The sequence below is a fragment of the Herminiimonas arsenitoxidans genome, assembly GCF_900130075.1.
GTDB lineage: Bacteria > Pseudomonadota > Gammaproteobacteria > Burkholderiales > Burkholderiaceae_D > Oxalicibacterium > Oxalicibacterium arsenitoxidans.
Map to the genome: position 1 here is coordinate 1,470,421 of NZ_LT671418.1, position 21,166 is coordinate 1,491,586.

The window sequence follows — 21,166 nt, forward strand, 5'->3', positions numbered from 1 at the left end:
GGCGTTATGAAACTGCGCGCAGGTTGGGTCTTGCGACCAGGCGTTGTTCGAGCGTGTCGATCTCTGATTCCTGCACGCCGTCCGGGTACCACTGCTTGATCAATCGGTTGCGCTCCGGCGTCATCACCACACCGCGACGCACCAGGGCGGTTGCTGCCTTGGTGTGCGACCACGGCTTCGATTCAACTTGTGGGCTGGCGATATCCATGTCGGTGCCGCTGCGGGTCATATAGGTGGCGACAGTGGCGGTCTTGAGATGCGTGATCGCGTCGACATCGGCGAACGGGCGAACCTTCGCGCGCTTCTTGGCATCGACCGCTTCCAGTGTTTCGACGCCGTAGGCTTCCATCTGGCCGGCTTTGCGCGCGGTATCGGACCGCGTATCGGCGACAGACTTGTGCGCCTCGCCGATAACGACCGCCGCCTCGGTGTAGCCGTAATCGTTGACCGCCAGCGGCTGGCACTCGAAGAAGATTTCCTTGCCGTCCGCGCCGACCTCGATCACGTTGATCGCGGGGACCGAGTACGGGTTGATGCAGACGGTCAGCTTTTCCCCGATCAGGACATTCGGCACATGCGCCACCGAGTACTTGAACGACGGCTGGCCTTTCATCGCGTAACTGATACGCAGGCTGTCATCGACAACGCGGGTTTCCGGCCTGGTGGATAACAGCAACTGGCATATCTCACGCGAAGGCGCGACGCGCAGTTGCGTTGCGTTGATGGTTTGCCACAAGGCGTAACGCGTATGGCCGTGGCGGGTGTGCTTACGCGCCGAGTTAAACCAACGCGCCCACACATCGGCCAGAGCGTTGAGCTCGTCTAGCGATTGCACCGGCTTGCCAACGCCCAGGCGGGACTCGAAATAACACTCGACCAAATTCTGTGCGCGCTCGACCGAGCCTGACGCGCGCGGGTTACCTGGTGCATGCGTGATGTGGCGAACGCCCAGCCGGTCCAGCAAGTTGTTAAACAAATGGCTGGTGTTCGCGCTGCCCGCGTCGTCCATGAGGATGAACGGGACACCGTGGATAGGCTCCTGATTACTTTCTTTCTGCTGGATGCAGTGGATGAAGAAGTCGGCCAAATTGATGCCGGTTTCTGCGCCCGCGTAATACCGCACTTGCACCGTGCCGGTCGTGTGATCAGTGCAGGTGTAGCGGATGACGCGGTCGTTCTCAATTTTCTTGAAATTCTGGGGCTTGTTTTTGTAGAACTCCTTGTCGCTCATTACCTTCATGCCTTGTTTCGGCAGGTAAAAAAGCACACAAACAGACGCGTCAATCTGCCAGGCGTGATTCGGGTGCAGGCTGGCCAGCTCAACGTGCGGCGACGGCCGCTTGAGTTGGTCGGGGTGCAGACCCAGCTCACGCATGACGCGGTTGACTGTGTTCGGCGTCAAGAATGTGATCTCGCCATCGGCGCTGATTGACTGCGCCTTGATCATGCTGTTGGCGCGCAAATCGACCAAGGCCTGCTCGATGCTGACGATGCGCTTGCCGGTGGCGCGGGTGCCCGCCATCAGGTAGGCCGATATGGTCTGCGCCTCTTCGCGGGTCAAGCTGCTGTCGCCCTTGTCCGTGCGCTGCTTGCGGCCGAAGTCGAAGCCCAATTCCTTGAGCTTGCGAAAGATCGTGGCTTTCGACACGGACAAGTCCTTCGCGGCGCGCTCAACCAGCGGCGTGCCCGTGCCGTGCTTGGCCGACTGCAGCGCCCGGCCGAGGGCGCGCAGCGTATCCTGAATGGCGAGATCGTTGCTCATGGTGGGTTAGCCTTGTTGCGTTTGACCGGGCATCCAGGCCGGCGTCACAACGCCGTCCAGATCGACGTGAATACCGAAGTCGTTCTGGATAGCCACCAGTGATTTCATGACGCCGACGAGTACGGCCTCGCGTACCGCGTCCACATCCTCAGGTACGCCGCTGCCTTGGTCGCCGTGCTCTTGAATATCCAGGAACGCTTTGCGCAGTTCGGTCTGGATGAAACTGGCTAACTGCTCACCGGCGTCAATTGCCGACTTGCGGAACGGCGCCCACTCCCATTCCGCCTCTGGCGTCTCGGCCTTGCGGCGTTCCAGCAAGCGTTCGACCTGGTCAATCTTTTTGTTTTTACCGGCCAGCACGCGCTCGGTGGCTTCTTGCGTTGCGTTGGCTTCGCGCAATGCTTCCTTCAATTCGCGGGTGGTCATCTGGTCGATAGCGTCCAGATTCAAGCCGTTGATGGTGCCGCCTGCGGCGATTTCGGCAATGGTTTCGTCGTCCATCACCATCAGTTCGTACAATTTGGTTTTGCCCAAATACGAAAGCGCTTTCGCATTTGACGCAATTGCCGGGTTGCTCAGATACTTGGCGGCGGCCTGCATCATCTTCTGCACCAGGCGCACGTCCATCCCTAGCTGGTCTTGGACGACTTCCAGAAAGGCGCCGTGGTTTTCGTTCTCCTTGAGCAGCAAAAAGCGCTTGCCTGCTTCCAGCATTGCTTCGGTTGAATGCACCAGGTAAAACTTCGCTTCTTGCACAATGCGATCGCGGTCGTACGGCAGCGTGTAACCGATCAGTTCAGATACGGCCGCCGCGTTTGCGGAAACCTCGACAAGTGATTGCGTGCCTTGCGCCAGCGCTGCGTGGTCTGCGCTGTCCTGGCTTGCTACTGCTGCTTTTTCTTTACGTGCCATTTTTGTTTCCCCTGTTAGTTGCTGCGTGAGAATCGATTGCGTGCTTCTTCAACCTTGCGCGTGGCGCGGTCGATAGATGACATGACGTTGACGCCGAGCGCGCCCGGCTTGGTGCCGAGCAGCCAGCGTCCGGTTTCTTCTTGATAGACGGCCCAGCCTGCGGTTTTTAGGTTGTCCAGGTCGCGGGTCACATAGGACGCCGGCACGTTGAGCGCCTTGGCAATCTGCGCCGGTGCAAGGCCGGTGATGACGTCTTCGCCAAGCAGCATCACAACCTTGAGCAGGCGTTGCTGGGCTTCGTTGGTGTAGTCGGCCGCCTTACTCATACGGCCGCCATTGCGGGTGGCACGACGAGTTTGCGTTCGTTGATCTTGAAGCTGGCGCCCGTTAACGAATGGCCGTCGCGTACGTGGCGGGCGTGCGCCTTGACCAGGGCTTCCGGGTCGCTTTCGCCGACGATGCCGCGATAAACCGCAGTCGCTTCTTTGAATTGATTGCCCCGCTCTGGTGCCGGGAATGTTGCCGTGATCTTGTACAGATGCATGCGAGTTGCTCCTTAAATTACTTTGTGAACCGAGGTGGTGATTTCGCCTTCTTTTAAGCCGAGGCGGACGGCGTAATTTAGTTGCCGCATCGCTCTCACGATTCGGCCTCTTCCGTTTTCATCCCGAGCGCAACTGCAACGTCGTGCGCTACGCCGAAATTTCCCTTGATGACGCCGCGAACTACTCCGCTGACGATGGGGTAAGGGAACCCGTGTTCTAGCGCCCACGCAGTCAGCGTGACGCCGCGCGAACGCAAATTACGCTTCACGTCTTCTCCGCTCATATGTTTTTTCCTTGGCATCGCGTACACTTATTAAATTGATTTCAATTGATTAGCTTTGATTATGGTGGATATTATCCACCTTGTAAAGCATATTTTTGCGGATTGTCCACTTACATATGAATGCCACAGAACAACTCGATTTATTGATGCGAGCACTAGATATTCGGCAGAGCGACCTAGCAGAAAAGCTAGGCGTGGAAGTCCAACGTTTGAAAGATATTCAGCGCGGCAAGATTAAGAAAATGCCCGCCGACGTATCAAAGGCATTGGTGGATATATTCCACGTTAGCCCCGAATGGTTGGTGACGAAAGCCGGGCCGGTATTTAAGACAGATATCGCGTTTGCGAAAATTAGAAAAGCGACGGACGCGGCTGTTGAAATTGCGCTACGCTTTACTTCAGTAAGTCATGGTCTTCTGATGGATATGCAATCGACCGCGTTTGAAGAACAACTATCTGCGGATCAACTACTCGAACGTTTTAAGGACAGGCTGCCAAGCAAAGGCCTGCTGCCTGATGAAATGGCTTTACTTGATAACTACCGTACGGCCGGGGCCGAAGATAAACACACGATTGACCGCATGGCCGCATTGGCCGCGCAGTCGGGGCGCAAGAATAAGTGAACGCGTTACATGGAGAAAATAGAATGAGAATATTTTTGATAGCGGCAGTTTTGGCCACGGGGTCACTGAATGCTCAAGGCGCGCCGATCCTTTGGGACGCAGCGCAATCCCGAGAAAATGCCCAGGCGGTTGTGAAGTCGATCAGCTCGGCTCACAAGGCAATTTCGGAAGGACGAATGGATGCGGGCAAAGCCTACCTGCCGACACTGGACCGGCTCGAGGCAGGTTTTAAAGATCAGCAGACTTTTAAGGACGCGCCGACAGCAAGATACGGCTCTTGCCTTGACGCCCTGCAATCTTTCCGACCTTATCTGGTTGAATCCTTGAAAGAGCGAACCGAATGGCGAGCTTCATATTTGAAGAGCGCGAAGAAAATATATACCGGTGACGTGCAAGCATGCAGGCGGACCGCGTCAAAAGAGTTATAGAAACCGCTTAATCCTGAAACCAAAATCTATTAGGCGAATTCTCTGTCGCCTAGTACCAATAACTAAAACGTTTTAGTTATCCCTCGTCACGCGCGCGCGTAATCTCGCGCCATGACGAGCACTTCCATCTTCTTGCAGCCCGCAAGATCAAGTGCCGTCGCCACGTTGCGAGACGCGCTTGAACGACCACCTACGCATTTCACCAGCAGGCCTTGCCGTTGAAAAACGGTATGAAAAAGGCCCGCCAAAAATCTCCCCGCAAGGATTCGCTAAGCGAAAATATTTGTGCGACGCCGGCAAGCCAACAATCGGCTGGGGCCACGTCATCCTGTCAACTGGCGACTATATGCACAACGTTGAGATCGACGAGATCACGGCGGACAAGCTGCTTGCCCAGGACAATCTTAGATTCGAGAACGGCATCAAACGCCTGGTCAAAGTTGAACTCACACAAAACGAGTTCGATGCGCTGGTAAGCCTCACCCTCAATATCGGGCTTGGCAAAGCTGACGGCGTGCCTGGTGATTTCGCCGATTCCACATTACTGCGCAAGCTGAACGCCGGCGACAAAAAAGGCGCGGCCAACGAATTCCCGCGCTGGAATAAATACCGCGATCCGAGCTGCGGCTGTCTGAAAGTTGCGAGGGGCCTCGTAGCCCGTCGCGAAGACGAGCGCGCGCTTTTCTTGGGGGTGAAAAATGTCTAGCATCCGTCGTAGCTTTCTAGCCGCTGCCGTGATGCTCGGCGCATTTTCGGGCGGCGCAATACCGGTACGTGAGCTGCGTATGCGGCCGTCAATCTCAAGCAAAGTCAAACGCGGTTTTTTTAATGACCGCGTTCTTCCAAATGCCGCCGCGCTAGTCGGTACACGCGGTGCGTCTGTGTCCGTTGCGCACATGAAGCGTGTCGCCGTCAAACATCGCAATCGCCAGCGTCATAAAGCGGCATCGAGAGGTGCGCGATGAAGAAATGGTGGAAATCAAAAGTCGTTTGGTTCAACTTTATCGTGACGGTTTTATTACTGGCCGAGGCGAACGTGGAAAAACTGCGCGGGCTGCTGCCGGACGACAAATATCAACTCGCCGCGTTCGGTTTGCCGATCATCAATCTGGCCATGCGCTTCATTTCGACGCAAGGCCTGTGCACGAAATTGCCCGGTCAATCTAGCGAGGTGACCAAGTGATCGCGCGGTTTCAAAAATGGGCGCTGTGGATCGGCGTACTGGCGGTCATTGCGGTGGCCGCGCATTGGGCCTTGAACCGATACGAGGCAAAGTTCGACGCCGAAGGTTTTGTACGCGCTGACAACATGCACAAGCTTCAGAACGCCAGCGATGCCGCTGCGCGATTACTGGCGCAGAGTGAGGCCGACGCAGAAGCGAAAGCCAAGCTGGACAGCGAAGCCGCAAATGTGCTGACTCTGTCGAAGCAGTTGGTCACGGCGAATCGGGTGATCGATGTTCAGACTAAAAAATTAAATGAAAGGGCGAATGATGTTTCAACTCTCTACCGTGCAGCGCCAAAAGCTGAACTCACTCCTGTGCCTGGTTGGATTGTCACTAATGGCTGGGTGTGCGACTACAACACGGCCATCGGCTACGGCTTCGCAGAAGACGGCACCGCTGTCGGCGGAGATGACAACCCGTCATGCGCGCCCGATGCCTTTGGCCGCAGCGAAGTCAAAGCTGCCGACATCCTCACCCACCACAACGAGTACGGAGCCTACTGCCGAAAACTCGAAAAACAAGTAGATGCGCTGCTCAACCACACGGTGTTTATCGAAGGGCAGAAATGATGAACACTTCAATGGTGATTGATTTGGATATCTGGAAATTGTTGGGGCTTGTATTCACGCTGGTCAGCGCGTTCTGGGGCGTGATTATGTTGACGGTGCGCCAGTTCAACAACAGCCTGTCGCTGAGATTTGATCTGCTCGAAAAGTCGCGTGCTGAATCTGATACGCGGAGCAACGATCGATTTGAGCAGATCGAAAAATCACGCGCTGAATCTGATGCGCGGAGCGACGCGCGTTTCTTGCTACTGGAAGCGACCCAAAAACAATCCGAGCGAAACCTGCTCGAAATGAAAGCGGAGCTACCTGATAAATATGTCAAGCGAGAAGATGCGATCAGATCAGAGACCACATTGCACGCTAAGTTTGACGGACTTGCGAATACCATCCATGCGTATTTAAGGGGAAATAAAAATGATTAAGCTTGACCTCGATAAGGCGCGCCGGGAGACGCACCGCTGGATGATTTTGCAGTGCCTGCAATGTTCACGCCCGATCGGCGCGGGCGAAGCCCTCATCATCAGCGCGTTGCAGGATTCGGTTCCTGTAACGCAGCAAGAGCTGCGTCGCGAGCTGGACTACCTGGAGGCGCGCAACTTGGTCGAGCTGAGCGGGCGTAAGAGCCTGCAGTGGCACGCAAAGCTATCTCGGCATGGAGTAGACCTCGTCGAGTACACAATCGACTGTGATCCGGGCATTGCGCGGCCAGAAAAATACTGGTGATCGACATGGGCCAACGACTTAACGATATCTGCCTGAAGATCAAGCGCGCGCCGTCCGTGGCGAAGGACAACGCATTTGCATTTGCCTGCACAGTACTTATGCCGCTTTCCACTTACTGCAAAATCTGCAACATGCTGCGCGGTATGGGAATCGGCTTCTTGCTGGGTGTGGCATTGACGGTTGCCGCGTTCTACGCGCTGGGGAAATTCTAATGGCACGCCGGTCTAAAGTCGTGGCCCTACCAAAGGCCATCAAGGAATGGCTTGATAAAGCGCTCCTGGACGGCAATTTTGCCGAATACGAATTACTGACTGCGCAGTTGAAGGAGAAAGGTTTCGACATCAGCAAGTCGAGCCTGCACCGATACGGTTCGCAGTTTGAAAAGAAAATGGCCGCCATCAAGATCGCTACCGAACAAGCGCGTGCGATCGGTGAAGCCGTGCCTGATGATGAGAACGCGATGGGCGACGCCTTGCTGCGCGTCATTCAGGAAAAGACGTTCTCGATGCTGATGAATATGGAAGAAGACCCAAAGATCGGATTCGCAAAACTGGCCAGCATCGCGATCGACTCGGGCTTCTCGTCAACCAACATTAAAGAGTTCCGTAGCAAGGTCAAGAATAAAGCCAAGGACACTGCGACCGAAGTCGCGGCTACAGCGCGCCAGGCTGGGTTATCTGATGAAATGGTCGCGGAGATCAAACGCAAGATTCTCGGCATAGCGGATTAGTGATGACAATTTTCAACGCGATCATCACCGGCATTGGCTTTGGCATGGGTATCTCTATCTGGCAAACGATTGTTTCAGTCGCCAAGAAAGTGCGCGCCAAATGAGCGACCTCAACGAACTGGTGCCGGCTGCGTTGCGCAAACAAGCAGAAGATGGTGACTATAAATTTGGCATTCGTACCCCCGGCGTTTTACTCGGCTATCAGCAACGGTGGGTTGCTGATCAATCACAGGTAAAAGTGGCGGACAAGTCGCGTCGTGTTGGTCTCACCTGGTGCGAAGCGGCTGACGATGTACTGCTTGCGGCTAGTACCACTGGCATGGACGTTTGGTACATCGGCTACAACAAGGATATGGCCATTGAGTTCATTCTCGACTGCGCACAATGGACCGCCCACTTTGGCGAAGTAGCCAGCGCGATTGAAGAAGGCGCCGAGATTTACAAGGACGGTGACGAGCAAAAAAGCGTACTCACATACTCAATTAAATTTGCCTCAGGTAATCGCATAACCGCGCTGTCATCTCGTCCATCCAATCTGCGCGGTAAGCAGGGTAAGGTCGTGATTGATGAAGCCGCATTCCACGGCGAGCTTGGCGAGCTGCTTAAAGCGGCGTTTGCGTTGTTGATTTGGGGCGGGCGTGTCGCTGTCATTTCGACGCATAACGGTGTCGACAATCCCTTTAATGAATTGATCCTGGACATAGCCGCTGGCAAAGTGCCGTACAGCCATCACCACATTACTTTTAGTGACGCTTTAGCCGATGGGCTGTATGAACGCGTTTGTTTAAAAACGGGCAAGGAGTGGACCGCAGAGGGGCAACAAAAATGGCGTGACGACATCTACGCGGTTTATCGCGCCAATGCGTCGGAAGAGCTGGATGTTATCCCGTCGAAATCGGGCGGCGCGTATCTGTCCAGTTCGTTGATTCAGTCGCGTATGGATGCGTCTATTCCTGTATTGCGGTTTAAATGCCCAGAGCATTTTGAGCAACGCGGTGCGGAAGAACGAGAGTCCTTCACTAAGGATTGGATAGACGAAAATCTTGCGCCGTTGATGGACGCGTTGCCGAAACACAGCCGCTCATTCTACGGCTTCGATTTCGGACGCACTGGCGATCTGTCTGTTTTGACGCCGTTGATTGAAGGTCAGCGATTGCACAAGCGCGCGCCATTCATGATCGAACTTCGCAACGCCCCATTCAAACAGCAGGAGCAGCTCTTGTTCTGGGTCGTACGTCGTCTCCCGCGTTTTTCCGGCGGCGCAATGGACGCACGCGGCAATGGTCAGTACCTGGCTGAAGTTGCTATGCAAGAGTTTGGCGCTTCAGTGATTCATCAAGTCATGTTGAGCCGGCCGTGGTACCAGGAAAACATGCCAAGAATGAAGGCCGCATTTGAAGACAATGAAATTACGATCGCCAAGGACGCTGACGTACTCGCCGATATGCGCGCGATTGTTGTCGACAAGGGCGTGCCAAAGATACCCGACACGGGCCACACGGTCGGCGCTGATGGTGGCCAACGCCACGGTGATGCTGCGGTATCCGTCGCGCTTGCCGTATTCGCTTGTAACAACCCAGGTGGGCTAATTGAATTCGAGTCGATCACCGATGAAGTGATCGGCAGCGGCAACAGAGACTATATGAGGATGATATGACAACGGCACCTAACTCGTTGATTGACACTAGTGTTGGAGCGGAAGGCGACGGCACCCTGACGCCGGTATTCAATGAAGTATCGATCATCGCTCGGCAACTTATTCTAGGAAACTTTGATCGCTTACTGCCATCGGATGACACGTTATTGACGCGTGGCGGCGGCTCGGCCAACGGGTTAAAAATCTATGACGAACTGGAGCGCGATGCAAAGGTTTGGGAAACGCTACAAAAGCGCAAGCTTGCGTTGACTTCACGCAACTGGACAGTGACGCCGCCTGAAGGCGACTCGTCACGCGTCGCAAAAAAAGCCGCAGCCATGGTCAATGCGCAATTGCGCGGATTGGGCTTTGACCGTCTTTCCAAAAACATGCTTGATGCAACGAACAAAGGTTTGTCGGCGCATGAAATCATGTGGCGAAAAGATGGCAATGAAATAGTTGTTGATGACGCGCTTGATATCGAACCTTGGACACTTCAGTTCAAACTAAATCCTGACGAGGATGAATACCGATTTGGCCGCTGCGGCGTACGCCTGCTGACGCCAGGCAATTACAACGATGGCGAAAAAGTACCACATCGGAAATTCATGCTTCATCGCTTCGGTGAGAAGTACAACAACCCGTGGGGACTTGGCCTCGGCACCAGGCTGTTTTGGCCGGTCTTTTTCAAACGCCAGGGCATTCAATTTTGGCTGGCATTTGCTGAGCGCTTCGGGACACCGGTCCCGGTCGGCAAATATCCGAACGGTGCCACGGCGGCTGAAAAATCCACCTTAAAAACAGCTCTTCGCGCTTTTCAGCAGGAAGGCGCGATCATGGTTCCGGCGGGCATGGAAATAACTTTGCTTGAAGCCGCTCGCTCTGGTATCGATACATACGAGCGCCTTTGCAAATACATGGACGATCAAATTGCCGGGATTGTATTGGGCAAGTCGGGCGGCATTGGCTCGGGTGGCCAGCTAGCGTCTGCGATCAACATCGAAAACGATGTTCGTCTTGAGCTGGTGAAAGCCGACGCTGACCTTTTGTCCGAAACAAATAACGCACAACTGGTGAAGTGGATTGTCGAATACAACATGCCGGGCGCGCCAATACCTAGCGTTCAGCGCATTATTGAAGAGCCGGCCGATACCGAAAAAATGGCGACGACCCGTAAGTTGTTATTCGACATGGGTTTCCGTCCTACATTAAAAAGTATTCAGCAAGACTTTGGCGGTGAATATACCGAGATCGAACAGCCGAAGCCAATCAGCGCGGTAGTTAATGCCGCAAACGATGGCTCGACCGCTGAATTTGCCGAACCGGAAACACCGGCAGACCAAGCGGCAGTAGACGCGCTACTAGCGACGTTAGCGGAAGACCAATTGCAACCGCTAATGGTTAAGATTCTTACGCCAGTAATCAAAGCTGTCCGCGAATCAAAAAATCATGCAGAAGCGCTGGAACGACTGGTCGACTTGTTTCCAAATGTCCCGATGGACGACTTGCAACAGTCGCTGGCACGCGCAATTTTTGCTCTCGACACATGGGGACGCTTGAATGCCGACGCCGATCAATCCTAAACTGGCGCAAGACGATTTGCTGGCGGTGTTCAATATGCCGCCTGCGGATGCGATCGCTTTTTTTGAACGCAAGGGCTTGAAAATATCGTGGGACTGGCAGGAAGTCTGGCGCCATGCAAACACGCACTCATTCACGGTCGCGAAGGTGACTAAGCTCGACGTATTGACCGATATCTATAAGGCGATCGGCGACGACTTGAAAGAAGGCGGCTCGTTTCCACTGTTTCTGGACAAAATGCGGCCGATTTTGATGGCAAAAGGATGGTGGGGAAAGCGCGAACAGACCGATAAGTCGACCGGAGAAATTCGCACCGTAACTTATGGCACGCCATGGCGGCTCGAAACAATCTACGAAACCAACATGCAGAGCGCCTACATGGCCGGCCGCTACAAAGGAATGATGGCCGCGACGCAATATGCGCCCTGGTGGGAGTACTCCGCAACGATGGATAACCGAACACGGCCACAGCACGCGGCATTGAACGGCCTTGTTTTTCGATATGACGATCCATTCTGGGCGACATGGTATCCACCGAATGGTTATCGCTGCCGCTGTCGCGTTATACCTCGCACGGATATCGCAAAAGATCGCGGTGATTTTCAAACGTCTAGTGGCGAGGGCCGCATGGAAACTGTGCGGCACTCGGTCAAGAAAGCAGACGGCACGATCGCCGATGTTGCGGTCACCGGATATAAGAATCCGCTGACCGGAAAAGTAGCTACACCGGATATGGGCTTTGATTACAATCCCGGCGCTGGTGCTGAACGGTTAGACAAGTTTTATCGAGACAAACTTCAGGCCGCACCAGCGGCGTTGCGCGACCGGGCGAAAAAACATGATCAGTAATAATTTGATTGGCATCAGAATTGTCGATGATGCAGTTCAGCGCAAGCTCCAGTTGATGGCGGCGCATGCTACGAACACAGCGCCCGCTATGGCCGGTATATCGATGGTGATGCTCGGCGAAGTAGAGAACAACTTTCGCGCCGAAGGCCGCCCGACTAAATGGAAAGCCCTGACTGCATCGACGTTGGCCACCAGAGCGGCGCGCGGGACATCAGGAAAAATTCTGCAGGCCAAGGGCCACTTGGCTAGATCAATAACGCCGTTTAGCTCTAACAATGTCGGCGGTGTCGGCACTAATGTTCCATACGCGCCAGCGATGAACAATGGCTCAAAACCACATGTCATCAAAGCCAAAAATAAAAAGGCGCTTTACTTCGGCGGCCGCTTCGCCAAGAAGGTAAATCATCCTGGTACCGCGCCTCGGCCGTTCATGGTTTTAACTGATCGCGGCCAGTCGGACTGCTTGAAGGTCATGGCAGCGCACATCGCTTCGGGTGGCTAATTGATGAAACGGATTGTGGCTAAGATCGAGAGCGCGGCTGGCACGGCGCTTGGCGGCATAGCAGGAATTGTTTGGGTCGCTTGTTCGCTTGGCCGTCAGCATTGGCGGCGGATGTGCCGACGACTCGCTTCTCGTTTTGGGCGTTGATATGATTCGCACCTGCATCCGTCTCGCGGCGACATTGACCGGCTATTTGTTTTGGCTTTTGTTTTTTTGCGGCGAGGTTGAGTTCAACTGGCCGAATTTTTGAGCCTGATTTTCTCGCGGCCTTTTTATTACTCTGTGTGTAACGTTCTTACAGTCTTGTCCCGATAAGTCCCGTTTAGTTTGGGCTAGTCCCGGATTTATCTTATCGTTCCCGGTGTATTTATCTCATTCCCCCTCAGCTGCAGTCTTTTGGTGGCAAGCGATCCGAATTAATATCGAATACATCAGCATAGAGAAATCACAGTAGCTCGTACTTTTCTCTGCAAGAAATATGGCTTTGTTGTCTATTCATTAAGCGATACATCTTGTTACAGGCTTTACCAATTAGCTGTGGCTGATTGAGGCAATTAGGCGTTAAATACAATCATCACTGAGTGAGATTGCCATGAAAAAAATTATTACCCTTTCCCTTGCCGGCTTGGTAGCAAGTGCAGCCTTATTGGCTGCTGCGCCAGCAATGGCAGGCGGTCACTGGTCCGTCAATGTGGGTGTCGGCCTTGGCGGTTACGGAGGCGGTTACTATGCACCACCTCCGATGTACTATGCGCCGCCGCTTAATAACTATTCAAATTATTACGCGCCACCTATCGTTTACGGCAATAACATCCCGGTCTACCAACCACCGCCACCTGTCGTTTATGTGCCGCCTCCAGTAGTTGTATATGGCTCAAGTTATCGCCCATACTACGGTCCTCATTATCATTCTCCCCGCCCGTATTACCGTGGGCCACGCGAGTATCGGGACTATCGTCGTTAATTTTTAAAGTGTCATAGGCGCTAAACACTGCGCCTTGATGACGATACGATTATTCTCATCACGATAAAAAAATGGCTAGCCGATACAGGCTAGCCATTTTATTTTCCGACTAAGTTCGTCATCAACTATCGCTTATCTCCAACCGCGATGGCCATGACCGTAATAGCCGCGACCACCACCTCGGTAGTATCCAAAACCCAGACCTATACTAACCGGTGGGCCGACATAGACCGGAGCTGGTGCTGCATAAACAGGGCCGCCAACATAAGCGGGCTGATCGTAATAACCGGCGTTGTACGGCACGATCGCACATCCGCCCAATGCAGCCAGCGCCACTAGCGAAATGGTAAGGCGTTTCGCTACGCCTGGATTAAATGATTTCATCGCAACCACCTTTCTTCGAACAATTCGTTAAAGGAACAAACAGCGAATCACCTCTGATTCAAACCGCTGCACTCCTTTTCCGATAATTCAAACCTGCTCCAACATTTTCTGCTGAGTACATCTTTTCTGTTCATCTCGCATCGACACTATGGAACTGTGTCGATGCCCTCAAAAATCTGAGTCCTAGCGACGATAATCGCCGCGACCGTATGGCTCGTAATCAACGCGACGTACATCTCTGTACGACTGATTACGATAATCGTCACGCTGCGCATAGCTATCGCGGTAATACGGTCTTGCATAAGCAGGAGCGGGACGATAGTAATTAGGAGGTGCTTGGTAATAAGCTTGCGGTTGACGACCATAATAACGATCACCATGACCGGAAGCGCTTGCACCCACTGCAGCGCCCAGCACGCCACCGACAATCGCGCCATTTTGTCCACCGACGCTATTACCGATGACTGCGCCAACTACGGCACCGAGTGCTGTGTTGATACCGCGGTTATCTGCAAAGGCAGTCGTTGAAACTGCAGCAGTCGCTATCAGAGCAATGCCTATCCATTTTTTATGCAACATGATCGATTCCTTTTTGCCGTCGCGAAAACCAGATTTGGCTTCATTAATCGCTTCGGTATGGAATCACTATATAGGCTGCATGCGTAAAATCCACGAGAGAAATAGTCTTTTACAATTGTAAAGAAGTATGAAGACAGGCCTGCTGTATCAGACGGGGAATGATGTGTAGTGCTTGAGCAATATTGCTAGATGGGTGATGCATGTATTGCATCCGTATCCGATTCGGGAGAACTACAGAATCGATGTGATAGCCGGATGCAATTTACTAGAGATTAACCTCGGAAACGATTTTCCATTGCACGCCTTCCTTGGCCCAATACTGGCGCTTGCGTGTAACGTGCTTCCCTTTGCCGATCACAGCTTCTTGTGTGAAAGCTGCAACGATCAATTCTTTCTGGTCCTTCTGATCTGGATAACGGAACAAAGTCACATCACGTAAAGTGACGTTGATTTTGCGCGCGCCCAAATTAGATTGCTGTACTTTATCCAGCCAGTTATTCAGGTTCTGCCCGCGCATCGCCTTGAAGTTGCGTGAATAATGACGACGCAGCAATTCAGGATCTGTGGTTTCCAGATCGACACGCCATGCTTCCAGCATCTTGTTTGCAGCAACGCGATCTGCTTCCCATTTTGTCTTCGAGACAAATTTGAGATCTTCGCTGATGATCACCGGCGTATTACCGATTTCAACCGATGCAGACAATTCTTTCAAATCAGGATTCGTGAGCACCACACAACCATCTGAAGACAAAGGTGGACGGCTGTAACTATCCGATGGCGTGCCGTGCAGCCAGATACCAGAACCGCTGCGGCCGTTGGCCTTGTCCCATTCATTCGGGTAATTGATAGGCAAGGCACCCGGACCATAAAATTCCGGCAAGCGTGCACCAGGCAAACGCGCGGTAATGTAATACACACCGAGCGGCGTCTTTTGGTCGCCTTCCTTGAACTTGTTGACGCCGAGCTTGCCCTGGCTAATGTAGTAATCGCTCACCAGTTTGAAGTTGCCGTTGACACGCTCATAGACATAAAGACGTGAACGTTTGGCATCGACCAGCAGAATATTTTTCTGGTCATCGCGCATTTGCAGAATTGCACGCGGAATCAAATCCGGATCAGGTCGCTCACGCAAGGACTTCAAGCGTACGATCGCTTCATCGCGCAGATTATTGAGACTCTCGGCAGGCGCATTGGAAGCAGCGCCGAAAGTTTTAATCGGGCGCGTATGCAATAGCAACAAATCGCCACGCACCAAATGACCAAGACGGAAGTTGGGATAGGCCGCGACCAAGGCATCCGCCTTGGCCTGCGCATCGCGCAAGCGATTAGCCGACAATGCCTTGTAGACATCGATCAGCATCACTTCAGGATCAAGACGTGCAGGAATACCCGGCTTGCTACCGTTGGCAAAAACTGGCGTCGACGACATGATGCCGCCGGCGATCAGCAACCCTAAAGCAGTTGTACTTGCCTTATTCCCGAGACGACGTGCGATTAATCGCAACTGTGTACACAAACAAACCATTAGCTACCCGAACGCTCCTGCTTGATATGCCATTTGCCAGCCTGCTTGGTCATGACCAGCGTTTTGCGGCTATTCGCTTTGGTGCGATCTGAATCGTAAACCTGGCGGAATTTCACGGTGGCAGTATTGCCGTTCACGCTCACTTGCGGCGTTTCGATTTTCACGCTGATGCGTCCTTTGTCTTCAATACGTGCACGACGTTCATCCGCCCATGCTTTGCGCGATTGTCCGGCAGGCAAATCAAAGTCATTGGAATAAGCACTCAGATACGCTTTGACGTCACGTGCGCTCCAAGCCTTGGCCCACGTATAGACAGCGGCCAGAACCTGATCACGCTCAGCATCAGCTGCGGCATTGGCTTTAGCCTTGGCTTCACGCTTGGCGTCGGCTTCTGCTTTTTGCGCTGCCTTCTGCGCCGCTTTTTGTTCGGCTAATTGTTCTGCCTTAGGATCGTGTTTAGGCTCAGGCTTGACTTCGGCCTTAGGTGCTTCCTTGACGACCGGTTTCTGCTCAACTTTCGGCTCTGGTCTGACCGGTTCTACTTTGGCTGGCGCTGGCGCAGGTGTTGCCGCTGCAACTACAGCTACTTTCGGGTTTGTGCCGCCGGTCGTGTTGCCAACCAAGGTACGCACCATCGTCAATTTGGATTTTGCCGCGGTATTGCTGTTATCTAGTTGCAGTGCCTTGTCGTACGCCTGACTTGCCAATTTGGCATGCACATCACCCAGATTTTCATAGGCAGTTGCGTAAGTCGGGTTGGTACGTATCGCCATATCCAGCGCTGTGCGTGCCTTGTCGTATTGACCACTGGACGCGTACAAGACAGCCAGATTGTTATAAGGCTCAGGCAAGGTTGGATAATCTTCCGTCAACTTGCTGAAGATCGCGATCGCTTCTGTCGACTTGTTTTGCTCGGTCAGAATCACGCCTTTCAGGAAGCGCATTTGCGCATCGCGCGGATTCTTGCTCAAGAAAGCATCGGCCTTGGCCAAAGCTTGTGCATGCTGCCCTGCGCGCAATAATTGCGACACATCCGCCAATTCATCGGCCATCGCCGGAGAAACACAAAATCCTGCTACCAAGCTGATTGAGATCAAGGCCCGGCTCAGCGCTTGGCGTAAGCCTGAATGTGGAGTGCGGCGCGACGCAAAGAACATGGTTTTCCTTATTATGGTTGTAGGGTAAATGCGCACACCCGATATAGTACGACAAACCGCCGCCCTTCCCCAATCGATTGCTGTATCAAAATGTGGCGGGATGACTACGTTTTTCAGGGATGTGGCACGGTTGGATAGCGATTTCCGTGCTCGGCGGTGATTTTCCGAGATTTCGCTAGCGCTCGCAAGCGCGCATCGACGGATGAAATCCGATATGACGATGGAATATAAGACTAGGGGATATGCAGCTAGCGTGCTGCATATCCCCTTGATTTATTGGTGCGAAATTACTTTGCCGATGAGGTATTGGAAGTATGTGCAGCGGAAGAACTTGCTGCAGGCACCGACATCAGCGCATACGACATTTGCAAATTAGCGGCAGGAACCAGTGCCGGCAATTCAACTGGTGCACTAGCAATGGTCGGCGCGACTGCGACTTGTTTGGCTGCTTGCGGTGTCAACAACTGCATCGCACCACCCTGTACAGCCCAAGCCGCGACACCTGCGCACAAAGCCAGACCGACCGCGACCGAAGTCCATACCCGTGCATTCGATTTACGCGGCAGTGTGACGGTCGACTCTGCCAAAACGGCTTCAGCCCGCATACGCCATTCTTCGTTTTGTTCGCTTTGCTCACTGATACGCAGCAACAGCTCACGTGCGACGAGTTGTGCTTCTTCTTGTTCGCGATCCAGTCGTGCCTGATTGGCCTTGGATAATTCCAGCGCCGCTGCAGCAAGCTTGGCTTTTTCTTGTGCAATCGCCAATGCTTCGCGTTCTGCTTCGAGCTGCGCTTCTTGTGCCAAGCGTGCCTCGGTTTCCAGTGCCAGGCGCTGCGCGGCCAACTCTGCTTCTTCCAAGCCGGCGATCGCACATTGTTCGGCTTCTGTGCATGCGCGCTGTTCTGCCTGGAGCTTCTCTTGCATTGCAAGCAAGGCGATTTCACTTGCTTCAGCACGTTGCAATTCCAGCTGTTGCTGCTCTTCCAGCATGCTCACTGCTTGTTGTTCTGCACTGATGCGTTGTGCTTCAATCTCAGCCAACTCATTTGCTTCATGCGCCTTGCGTTCGGCAAGCTCTGTCAAGATGCTTTGCGCTTCGGCTTGCTGTGTTTCTTTTTCCAGCAATGCTTTTTCCGCCATGGTTGCGGCTTCGGTTGCTTCACGCAAGGCTGCTTGTACTTGTTCCCGGCTGCGCAAAATACCGGCTTGTTCTTGTTCAGCACGCACACGCGACTCGGATGCAGCCAATGCTGCTTCTTCTGCCACGAGTTTTTCCTGCGTTGCTTGCAATAATGCGGTCGCTGCATGCGCACGTTGCTGCTCGACTGTCAGCTTTTTCTCAATCGCATTCATGGCTTGCTGTTCCAGATTGGCGCGTACACGTTCTGTTTTCGCCAATTCAACCGCTTGCCGTGCCTGAATCTCTGCCGCTTCTGCTGCTTTACGTTGCAATACAACTTGTTGTTCTGCCGCTTCCAGCATTTGCTTTTCTGCTGCCAGACGCTGCGCACTCGATGTACGCGACACTTGCTCTGCTTCTGCACGTGCCTGCAGCGTATTGGCCTCTTCGTTTTCCAAAAGAATGCGCGCTTCGGCTTCTATCCGTGCCTGCTGCTCCAAGGCCAGCTTTTGCTGCACAGCTGCCAATGCTTCTTGTTCTGCCAAACTGCGTGCTTGTTCCGCCTGTGCCAATGCCAACGCTTCTGCAGCGCGCTGTTCTGATGCCAATGCAGCAGCATGCTGAAATTCTGCCTTGGCTCTGGTTTGCTCCAATGTCGCACGCGTTGCTACGCATTCTGCTTCGCTGGCCTCGCGGATTTTTCGTTCGGCCAGTTCACGCTCACGCAGCATTTCCATATTCTGCAATTCAGCAACCGTACGCGCTTCTGCTTCAGCTTGCGCTGCTGCTTCGATCTGGCATTTTTCTTCAATTGCCTGTACTGCCAACTCTTCCGCTTCTGCACGCTCACGCTCGGCACGTGTCAGCTCGACCATTTGACGTGTTTTTTCCAGGGCTGCGCGTGCGGCCTTGCGCTGCAAATCAGTCTTGGCTTTGGTTTGTGCCAGCGCATGTTGGTTGGCAACGCATTCTGCTTCACGTGCAGCGCGCAATTCTTGATCAGCTTGTTGTTGCGCTTCCATCAGCGCAGCGTGCTCCTGATTCGCACGTGCACGGGCTTCTGATGCTGCTTGCGCTTCCTGTTCTTTTGCGATTTTCGCTTGATTGGTTTGCAATTCTTTTTGCACAGCATCGGCGTGTTGGCGTTCCGCGGCCAGCTTTTCCTGCATGACTGCCAGCGCTTTTTGTTCAACCTGCAAACGTTGCTCTTGCAGTTTCGCCAGCTTCACTGCTTCATGTGCTTGAGCCAAAGCGGCATCCGCTGCTGCGCGTTTCAAGTTCGCTTGCGCTACCGTTTGCTCCATGGTGAGCTTGATGGCTGCGCTTTCTGCTTCCTGTGCAGAGAGATTATTTTGCTCGGCTTGCTCTTGCATACGCAGCAATGCGGTCTGCTCTTGATCAGCTTCTGCACGTGCCTTAACACTAGCCGAGACTGCCTCTTCTGCCTGCGTCTTTTCCTGCAATGCGACTAATGCACGTTGCTCCGCCGCTGCGCGCTCACGTTCGGCATTGGCCAGCGCCAATGCTTCTTCTGCTTGTTGTGATGCAGTTTCAGCCATCTGCTGTTGCAAACCGACGCGCTCTGCTGCTCTGTCGAGTGCAATTTTTTCGGAAGTCGCACGTGCTGCGGCCATTGAAGCGGCAGCGCGTTCCATCGTTAAACGTTGCTCAGCCAGTTCTCTGGCACGCAATTCTTCTTCAGCCCGTACACGTGCTGCGGCGACTGCCTGTTGTTCAGCAATCGCGCGTTGACGTGCTTCTTCTTCGCCTCTTGCTTCTACTGCAATACGGGCACGAACTTGTTCATCGGCTTGATGCTCGGCTTCTACGCGGGCGACTGCTGATGTCTGTAATTGCTTTTCAACCTGGATGCGTGCTTCGGTCGCAACGCGGATACGCTCTTCAGCTTCGCGACGTGATTGCGCCGCAACTGCGGCCATTCTTTCGACATGTTCGCGACGCTCTGCGGCAGCATGCATCTCGGCTTCGGCCTGCAAGCGTAGTTGAATCGCTTCCAGTGCACGCTGTTCGGATTCGATGCGCGCTTGTGCGGTTGACTGTTGTTCCTGCTCGGTTGCGGCACGCGCCAACGCATCTTCACGTGCACGCACTTCGGCAGGCACACGGTTAAGCATGGTTGCCAAAGCCTTGCTATCGGCTTCTTCGCGTTGCTGCGTCAGGATTGCTGCATCACGCTGCGCACTGATCAGTGACTTATTGGTTTCCAGTGCACTTTTCTCGCGACGTGCATGTTCACGCGCCAGATCGGCTACGCGTGATTCCAGACGCGCACGTTCGGCGGCATCTTCTTGTGCTGACTGCGTGGCGATTTCGGTTGCGGTGATGCGCTCGGCCACTTGGCGGCGCATATCTTCAGTTTCTTGCGCCAATTGTTCGGCGGCAGCAGCAGCGCGGGCGCTCAGTTCGCTTTCTTCAGCGATTTGTTCAATGGTGCGTTTGCGTGCCTGTTGCTCTGCTTTTGCACGACCAATCGCGATAATGCCTAGTTGCGTATCCGCTTCAGTGCGTGCGCGGAGTTCTGCGATTTCCTTATTGACGGCGATAGTACGGGCTTCGCTAGCTGCGCGTGCCTGACGTTCTGCTTCCAGACGAGCACGGCTGGCGGCAATGGCTTCTTCCGCAGCACGGGCATTTTTATTGGCTTCGGCGATGGCCGCAGCATCGGTTTGCACGCGGTCTTCTGCAAGAGAGCGTGCATGCGCTTCGGCATAAGCACGATTTTCTGCAGTGACTGTCGCCTTGGCTTCGGCCTCCACACGGGCGATTGCCTCACGTATCGCTTTGAGATCCATGCCTCCGACGCGAGCACCGCTTTTCGGCACATCAATTGTGCTGTCAATAACGTCGTCATTCTCCGCATCAGTCGCTTGCAGAGAAAGATTCTTACGCAGTGCTTGATTCGTTTCCATCATGGATCCCCGTTTGGATATCAGTTCCGGACGCTTTTTATCTACATTGGCCGGAGTTTCTTAATAGGCATTATCAGGGGCTGGGGCGCAAATCAGGCCTGAAAAAGAGGGGGAAAGCCGAGTCATTTCGGCGATATGGC

General features: G+C 53.7%; 25 protein-coding genes. 15 read left to right on the plus strand and 10 right to left on the minus strand.

The genetic code is table 11. The annotated features are described in order from the left end of the window. Positions 1 to 4: 4 nt before the first annotated feature. From BQ6873_RS06955 to BQ6873_RS06975, 5 genes are all read right to left on the minus strand, one after another. Positions 5 to 1,762 carry a DDE-type integrase/transposase/recombinase gene (locus BQ6873_RS06955; protein ID WP_076592000.1) on the minus strand — a complete coding sequence of 586 codons (1,758 nt, stop codon included), beginning with the start codon at positions 1,760 to 1,762 and terminating at the stop codon, positions 5 to 7. A 6-nt stretch (positions 1,763 to 1,768) separates the two neighbouring features. Continuing rightward, positions 1,769 to 2,674, minus strand: a complete 906-nt coding sequence (locus tag BQ6873_RS06960; RefSeq protein WP_076592001.1) for a hypothetical protein — start codon at positions 2,672 to 2,674, stop codon at positions 1,769 to 1,771. Between the two features lie 14 nt (positions 2,675 to 2,688). After that, complete coding sequence (locus BQ6873_RS06965; protein ID WP_076592002.1) at positions 2,689 to 3,000, minus strand: IclR family transcriptional regulator; 312 nt, start codon at positions 2,998 to 3,000, stop codon at positions 2,689 to 2,691. After that, a complete protein-coding gene (locus BQ6873_RS06970) occupies positions 2,997 to 3,218 on the minus strand; it encodes a hypothetical protein (RefSeq protein ID WP_076592003.1) in 222 nt (73 codons plus the stop codon). Before BQ6873_RS06970 ends, BQ6873_RS06965 begins: the two co-directional genes overlap by 4 nt. A gap of 95 nt (positions 3,219 to 3,313) precedes the next feature. After that, positions 3,314 to 3,502 (minus strand): helix-turn-helix domain-containing protein, encoded by a 189-nt coding sequence (locus tag BQ6873_RS06975; protein WP_076592004.1) that lies wholly within the window; start codon positions 3,500 to 3,502, stop codon positions 3,314 to 3,316. Positions 3,503 to 3,618: 116 nt separating this feature from the next. Between BQ6873_RS06975 and BQ6873_RS06980 the strand changes: the two genes are divergently transcribed. From BQ6873_RS06980 to BQ6873_RS07050, 15 genes are all read left to right on the plus strand, one after another. Then, positions 3,619 to 4,125 (plus strand): helix-turn-helix domain-containing protein, encoded by a 507-nt coding sequence (locus BQ6873_RS06980; protein ID WP_076592005.1) that lies wholly within the window; start codon positions 3,619 to 3,621, stop codon positions 4,123 to 4,125. 23 nt (positions 4,126 to 4,148) lie between these two features. Continuing rightward, positions 4,149 to 4,553, plus strand: a complete 405-nt coding sequence (locus tag BQ6873_RS06985) for a hypothetical protein (RefSeq protein WP_076592006.1) — start codon at positions 4,149 to 4,151, stop codon at positions 4,551 to 4,553. Positions 4,554 to 4,731: 178 nt separating this feature from the next. Continuing rightward, positions 4,732 to 5,259 (plus strand): lysozyme, encoded by a 528-nt coding sequence (locus BQ6873_RS06990; protein ID WP_076593988.1) that lies wholly within the window; start codon positions 4,732 to 4,734, stop codon positions 5,257 to 5,259. Then, positions 5,252 to 5,518 (plus strand): hypothetical protein, encoded by a 267-nt coding sequence (locus BQ6873_RS06995; protein ID WP_076592007.1) that lies wholly within the window; start codon positions 5,252 to 5,254, stop codon positions 5,516 to 5,518. Before BQ6873_RS06990 ends, BQ6873_RS06995 begins: the two co-directional genes overlap by 8 nt. Beyond that, the gene (locus BQ6873_RS07000; protein WP_076592008.1) at positions 5,515 to 5,736 is read left to right on the plus strand and encodes a hypothetical protein; all 222 of its coding nucleotides are present in this window, start codon (positions 5,515 to 5,517) and stop codon (positions 5,734 to 5,736) included. Before BQ6873_RS06995 ends, BQ6873_RS07000 begins: the two co-directional genes overlap by 4 nt. Continuing rightward, complete coding sequence (locus BQ6873_RS07005) at positions 5,733 to 6,347, plus strand: hypothetical protein (protein WP_076592009.1); 615 nt, start codon at positions 5,733 to 5,735, stop codon at positions 6,345 to 6,347. Before BQ6873_RS07000 ends, BQ6873_RS07005 begins: the two co-directional genes overlap by 4 nt. Further along, positions 6,344 to 6,766 carry a hypothetical protein gene (locus BQ6873_RS07010; RefSeq protein WP_157889142.1) on the plus strand — a complete coding sequence of 141 codons (423 nt, stop codon included), beginning with the start codon at positions 6,344 to 6,346 and terminating at the stop codon, positions 6,764 to 6,766. Before BQ6873_RS07005 ends, BQ6873_RS07010 begins: the two co-directional genes overlap by 4 nt. Beyond that, on the plus strand, positions 6,759 to 7,067 hold the full coding sequence (locus BQ6873_RS07015; RefSeq protein ID WP_076592011.1) for a hypothetical protein: 309 nt from the start codon (positions 6,759 to 6,761) through the stop codon (positions 7,065 to 7,067). Before BQ6873_RS07010 ends, BQ6873_RS07015 begins: the two co-directional genes overlap by 8 nt. Positions 7,068 to 7,072: 5 nt before the next feature. Next, positions 7,073 to 7,279: a hypothetical protein gene (locus BQ6873_RS07020; protein ID WP_076592012.1), complete on the plus strand. Its 207-nt coding sequence runs from the start codon at positions 7,073 to 7,075 to the stop codon at positions 7,277 to 7,279. Continuing rightward, positions 7,279 to 7,797 carry a DUF3486 family protein gene (locus BQ6873_RS07025; protein ID WP_076592013.1) on the plus strand — a complete coding sequence of 173 codons (519 nt, stop codon included), beginning with the start codon at positions 7,279 to 7,281 and terminating at the stop codon, positions 7,795 to 7,797. The genes BQ6873_RS07020 and BQ6873_RS07025 overlap by 1 nt, the downstream gene beginning before the upstream one ends. Positions 7,798 to 7,897: 100 nt before the next feature. After that, positions 7,898 to 9,454: a hypothetical protein gene (locus BQ6873_RS07030; protein WP_197685173.1), complete on the plus strand. Its 1,557-nt coding sequence runs from the start codon at positions 7,898 to 7,900 to the stop codon at positions 9,452 to 9,454. Next, positions 9,451 to 11,016 carry a DUF935 domain-containing protein gene (locus BQ6873_RS07035; protein ID WP_083664409.1) on the plus strand — a complete coding sequence of 522 codons (1,566 nt, stop codon included), beginning with the start codon at positions 9,451 to 9,453 and terminating at the stop codon, positions 11,014 to 11,016. The genes BQ6873_RS07030 and BQ6873_RS07035 overlap by 4 nt, the downstream gene beginning before the upstream one ends. Beyond that, positions 10,994 to 11,863 carry a phage head morphogenesis protein gene (locus BQ6873_RS07040; RefSeq protein ID WP_076592014.1) on the plus strand — a complete coding sequence of 290 codons (870 nt, stop codon included), beginning with the start codon at positions 10,994 to 10,996 and terminating at the stop codon, positions 11,861 to 11,863. The genes BQ6873_RS07035 and BQ6873_RS07040 overlap by 23 nt, the downstream gene beginning before the upstream one ends. Beyond that, positions 11,853 to 12,365 (plus strand): phage virion morphogenesis protein, encoded by a 513-nt coding sequence (locus tag BQ6873_RS07045; protein WP_083664410.1) that lies wholly within the window; start codon positions 11,853 to 11,855, stop codon positions 12,363 to 12,365. Before BQ6873_RS07040 ends, BQ6873_RS07045 begins: the two co-directional genes overlap by 11 nt. Positions 12,366 to 12,957: 592 nt before the next feature. Further along, positions 12,958 to 13,329, plus strand: coding sequence for a hypothetical protein (locus BQ6873_RS07050; protein ID WP_076592015.1), 372 nt, complete (start codon positions 12,958 to 12,960; stop codon positions 13,327 to 13,329). A gap of 132 nt (positions 13,330 to 13,461) precedes the next feature. Here the strand turns inward: BQ6873_RS07050 and BQ6873_RS07055 are convergent, their stop codons facing one another. The 5 genes from BQ6873_RS07055 to BQ6873_RS07075 form a co-directional block, all read right to left on the minus strand. Further along, complete coding sequence (locus tag BQ6873_RS07055; protein ID WP_076592016.1) at positions 13,462 to 13,713, minus strand: hypothetical protein; 252 nt, start codon at positions 13,711 to 13,713, stop codon at positions 13,462 to 13,464. Between the two features lie 183 nt (positions 13,714 to 13,896). Continuing rightward, positions 13,897 to 14,292, minus strand: a complete 396-nt coding sequence (locus BQ6873_RS07060) for a YMGG-like glycine zipper-containing protein (RefSeq protein WP_076592017.1) — start codon at positions 14,290 to 14,292, stop codon at positions 13,897 to 13,899. A gap of 265 nt (positions 14,293 to 14,557) precedes the next feature. Then, on the minus strand, positions 14,558 to 15,721 hold the full coding sequence (locus tag BQ6873_RS07065; protein WP_076593992.1) for a L,D-transpeptidase family protein: 1,164 nt from the start codon (positions 15,719 to 15,721) through the stop codon (positions 14,558 to 14,560). 95 nt (positions 15,722 to 15,816) lie between these two features. Then, complete coding sequence (locus BQ6873_RS07070; RefSeq protein WP_076592018.1) at positions 15,817 to 16,974, minus strand: nuclear transport factor 2 family protein; 1,158 nt, start codon at positions 16,972 to 16,974, stop codon at positions 15,817 to 15,819. Positions 16,975 to 17,261: 287 nt separating this feature from the next. After that, positions 17,262 to 21,026 (minus strand): hypothetical protein, encoded by a 3,765-nt coding sequence (locus BQ6873_RS07075; protein WP_076593993.1) that lies wholly within the window; start codon positions 21,024 to 21,026, stop codon positions 17,262 to 17,264. Between the last annotated feature and the right edge of the window lie 140 nt (positions 21,027 to 21,166).

Coding starts and splice junctions, on each gene's coding strand:
- BQ6873_RS06955 (WP_076592000.1), bottom strand. CDS start 1,762: ATGAGCAACGATCTCGCCATTCAGGATACGCTGCGCGCCCTCGGCCGG.
- BQ6873_RS06960 (WP_076592001.1), bottom strand. CDS start 2,674: ATGGCACGTAAAGAAAAAGCAGCAGTAGCAAGCCAGGACAGCGCAGAC.
- BQ6873_RS06965 (WP_076592002.1), bottom strand. CDS start 3,000: ATGAGTAAGGCGGCCGACTACACCAACGAAGCCCAGCAACGCCTGCTC.
- BQ6873_RS06970 (WP_076592003.1), bottom strand. CDS start 3,218: ATGCATCTGTACAAGATCACGGCAACATTCCCGGCACCAGAGCGGGGC.
- BQ6873_RS06975 (WP_076592004.1), bottom strand. CDS start 3,502: ATGAGCGGAGAAGACGTGAAGCGTAATTTGCGTTCGCGCGGCGTCACG.
- BQ6873_RS06980 (WP_076592005.1), top strand. CDS start 3,619: ATGAATGCCACAGAACAACTCGATTTATTGATGCGAGCACTAGATATT.
- BQ6873_RS06985 (WP_076592006.1), top strand. CDS start 4,149: ATGAGAATATTTTTGATAGCGGCAGTTTTGGCCACGGGGTCACTGAAT.
- BQ6873_RS06995 (WP_076592007.1), top strand. CDS start 5,252: ATGTCTAGCATCCGTCGTAGCTTTCTAGCCGCTGCCGTGATGCTCGGC.
- BQ6873_RS07000 (WP_076592008.1), top strand. CDS start 5,515: ATGAAGAAATGGTGGAAATCAAAAGTCGTTTGGTTCAACTTTATCGTG.
- BQ6873_RS07010 (WP_157889142.1), top strand. CDS start 6,344: ATGATGAACACTTCAATGGTGATTGATTTGGATATCTGGAAATTGTTG.
- BQ6873_RS07015 (WP_076592011.1), top strand. CDS start 6,759: ATGATTAAGCTTGACCTCGATAAGGCGCGCCGGGAGACGCACCGCTGG.
- BQ6873_RS07020 (WP_076592012.1), top strand. CDS start 7,073: ATGGGCCAACGACTTAACGATATCTGCCTGAAGATCAAGCGCGCGCCG.
- BQ6873_RS07025 (WP_076592013.1), top strand. CDS start 7,279: ATGGCACGCCGGTCTAAAGTCGTGGCCCTACCAAAGGCCATCAAGGAA.
- BQ6873_RS07030 (WP_197685173.1), top strand. CDS start 7,898: ATGAGCGACCTCAACGAACTGGTGCCGGCTGCGTTGCGCAAACAAGCA.
- BQ6873_RS07035 (WP_083664409.1), top strand. CDS start 9,451: ATGACAACGGCACCTAACTCGTTGATTGACACTAGTGTTGGAGCGGAA.
- BQ6873_RS07040 (WP_076592014.1), top strand. CDS start 10,994: ATGCCGACGCCGATCAATCCTAAACTGGCGCAAGACGATTTGCTGGCG.
- BQ6873_RS07045 (WP_083664410.1), top strand. CDS start 11,853: ATGATCAGTAATAATTTGATTGGCATCAGAATTGTCGATGATGCAGTT.
- BQ6873_RS07050 (WP_076592015.1), top strand. CDS start 12,958: ATGAAAAAAATTATTACCCTTTCCCTTGCCGGCTTGGTAGCAAGTGCA.
- BQ6873_RS07055 (WP_076592016.1), bottom strand. CDS start 13,713: ATGAAATCATTTAATCCAGGCGTAGCGAAACGCCTTACCATTTCGCTA.
- BQ6873_RS07060 (WP_076592017.1), bottom strand. CDS start 14,292: ATGTTGCATAAAAAATGGATAGGCATTGCTCTGATAGCGACTGCTGCA.
- BQ6873_RS07065 (WP_076593992.1), bottom strand. CDS start 15,721: ATGTCGTCGACGCCAGTTTTTGCCAACGGTAGCAAGCCGGGTATTCCT.
- BQ6873_RS07070 (WP_076592018.1), bottom strand. CDS start 16,974: ATGTTCTTTGCGTCGCGCCGCACTCCACATTCAGGCTTACGCCAAGCG.
- BQ6873_RS07075 (WP_076593993.1), bottom strand. CDS start 21,026: ATGGAAACGAATCAAGCACTGCGTAAGAATCTTTCTCTGCAAGCGACT.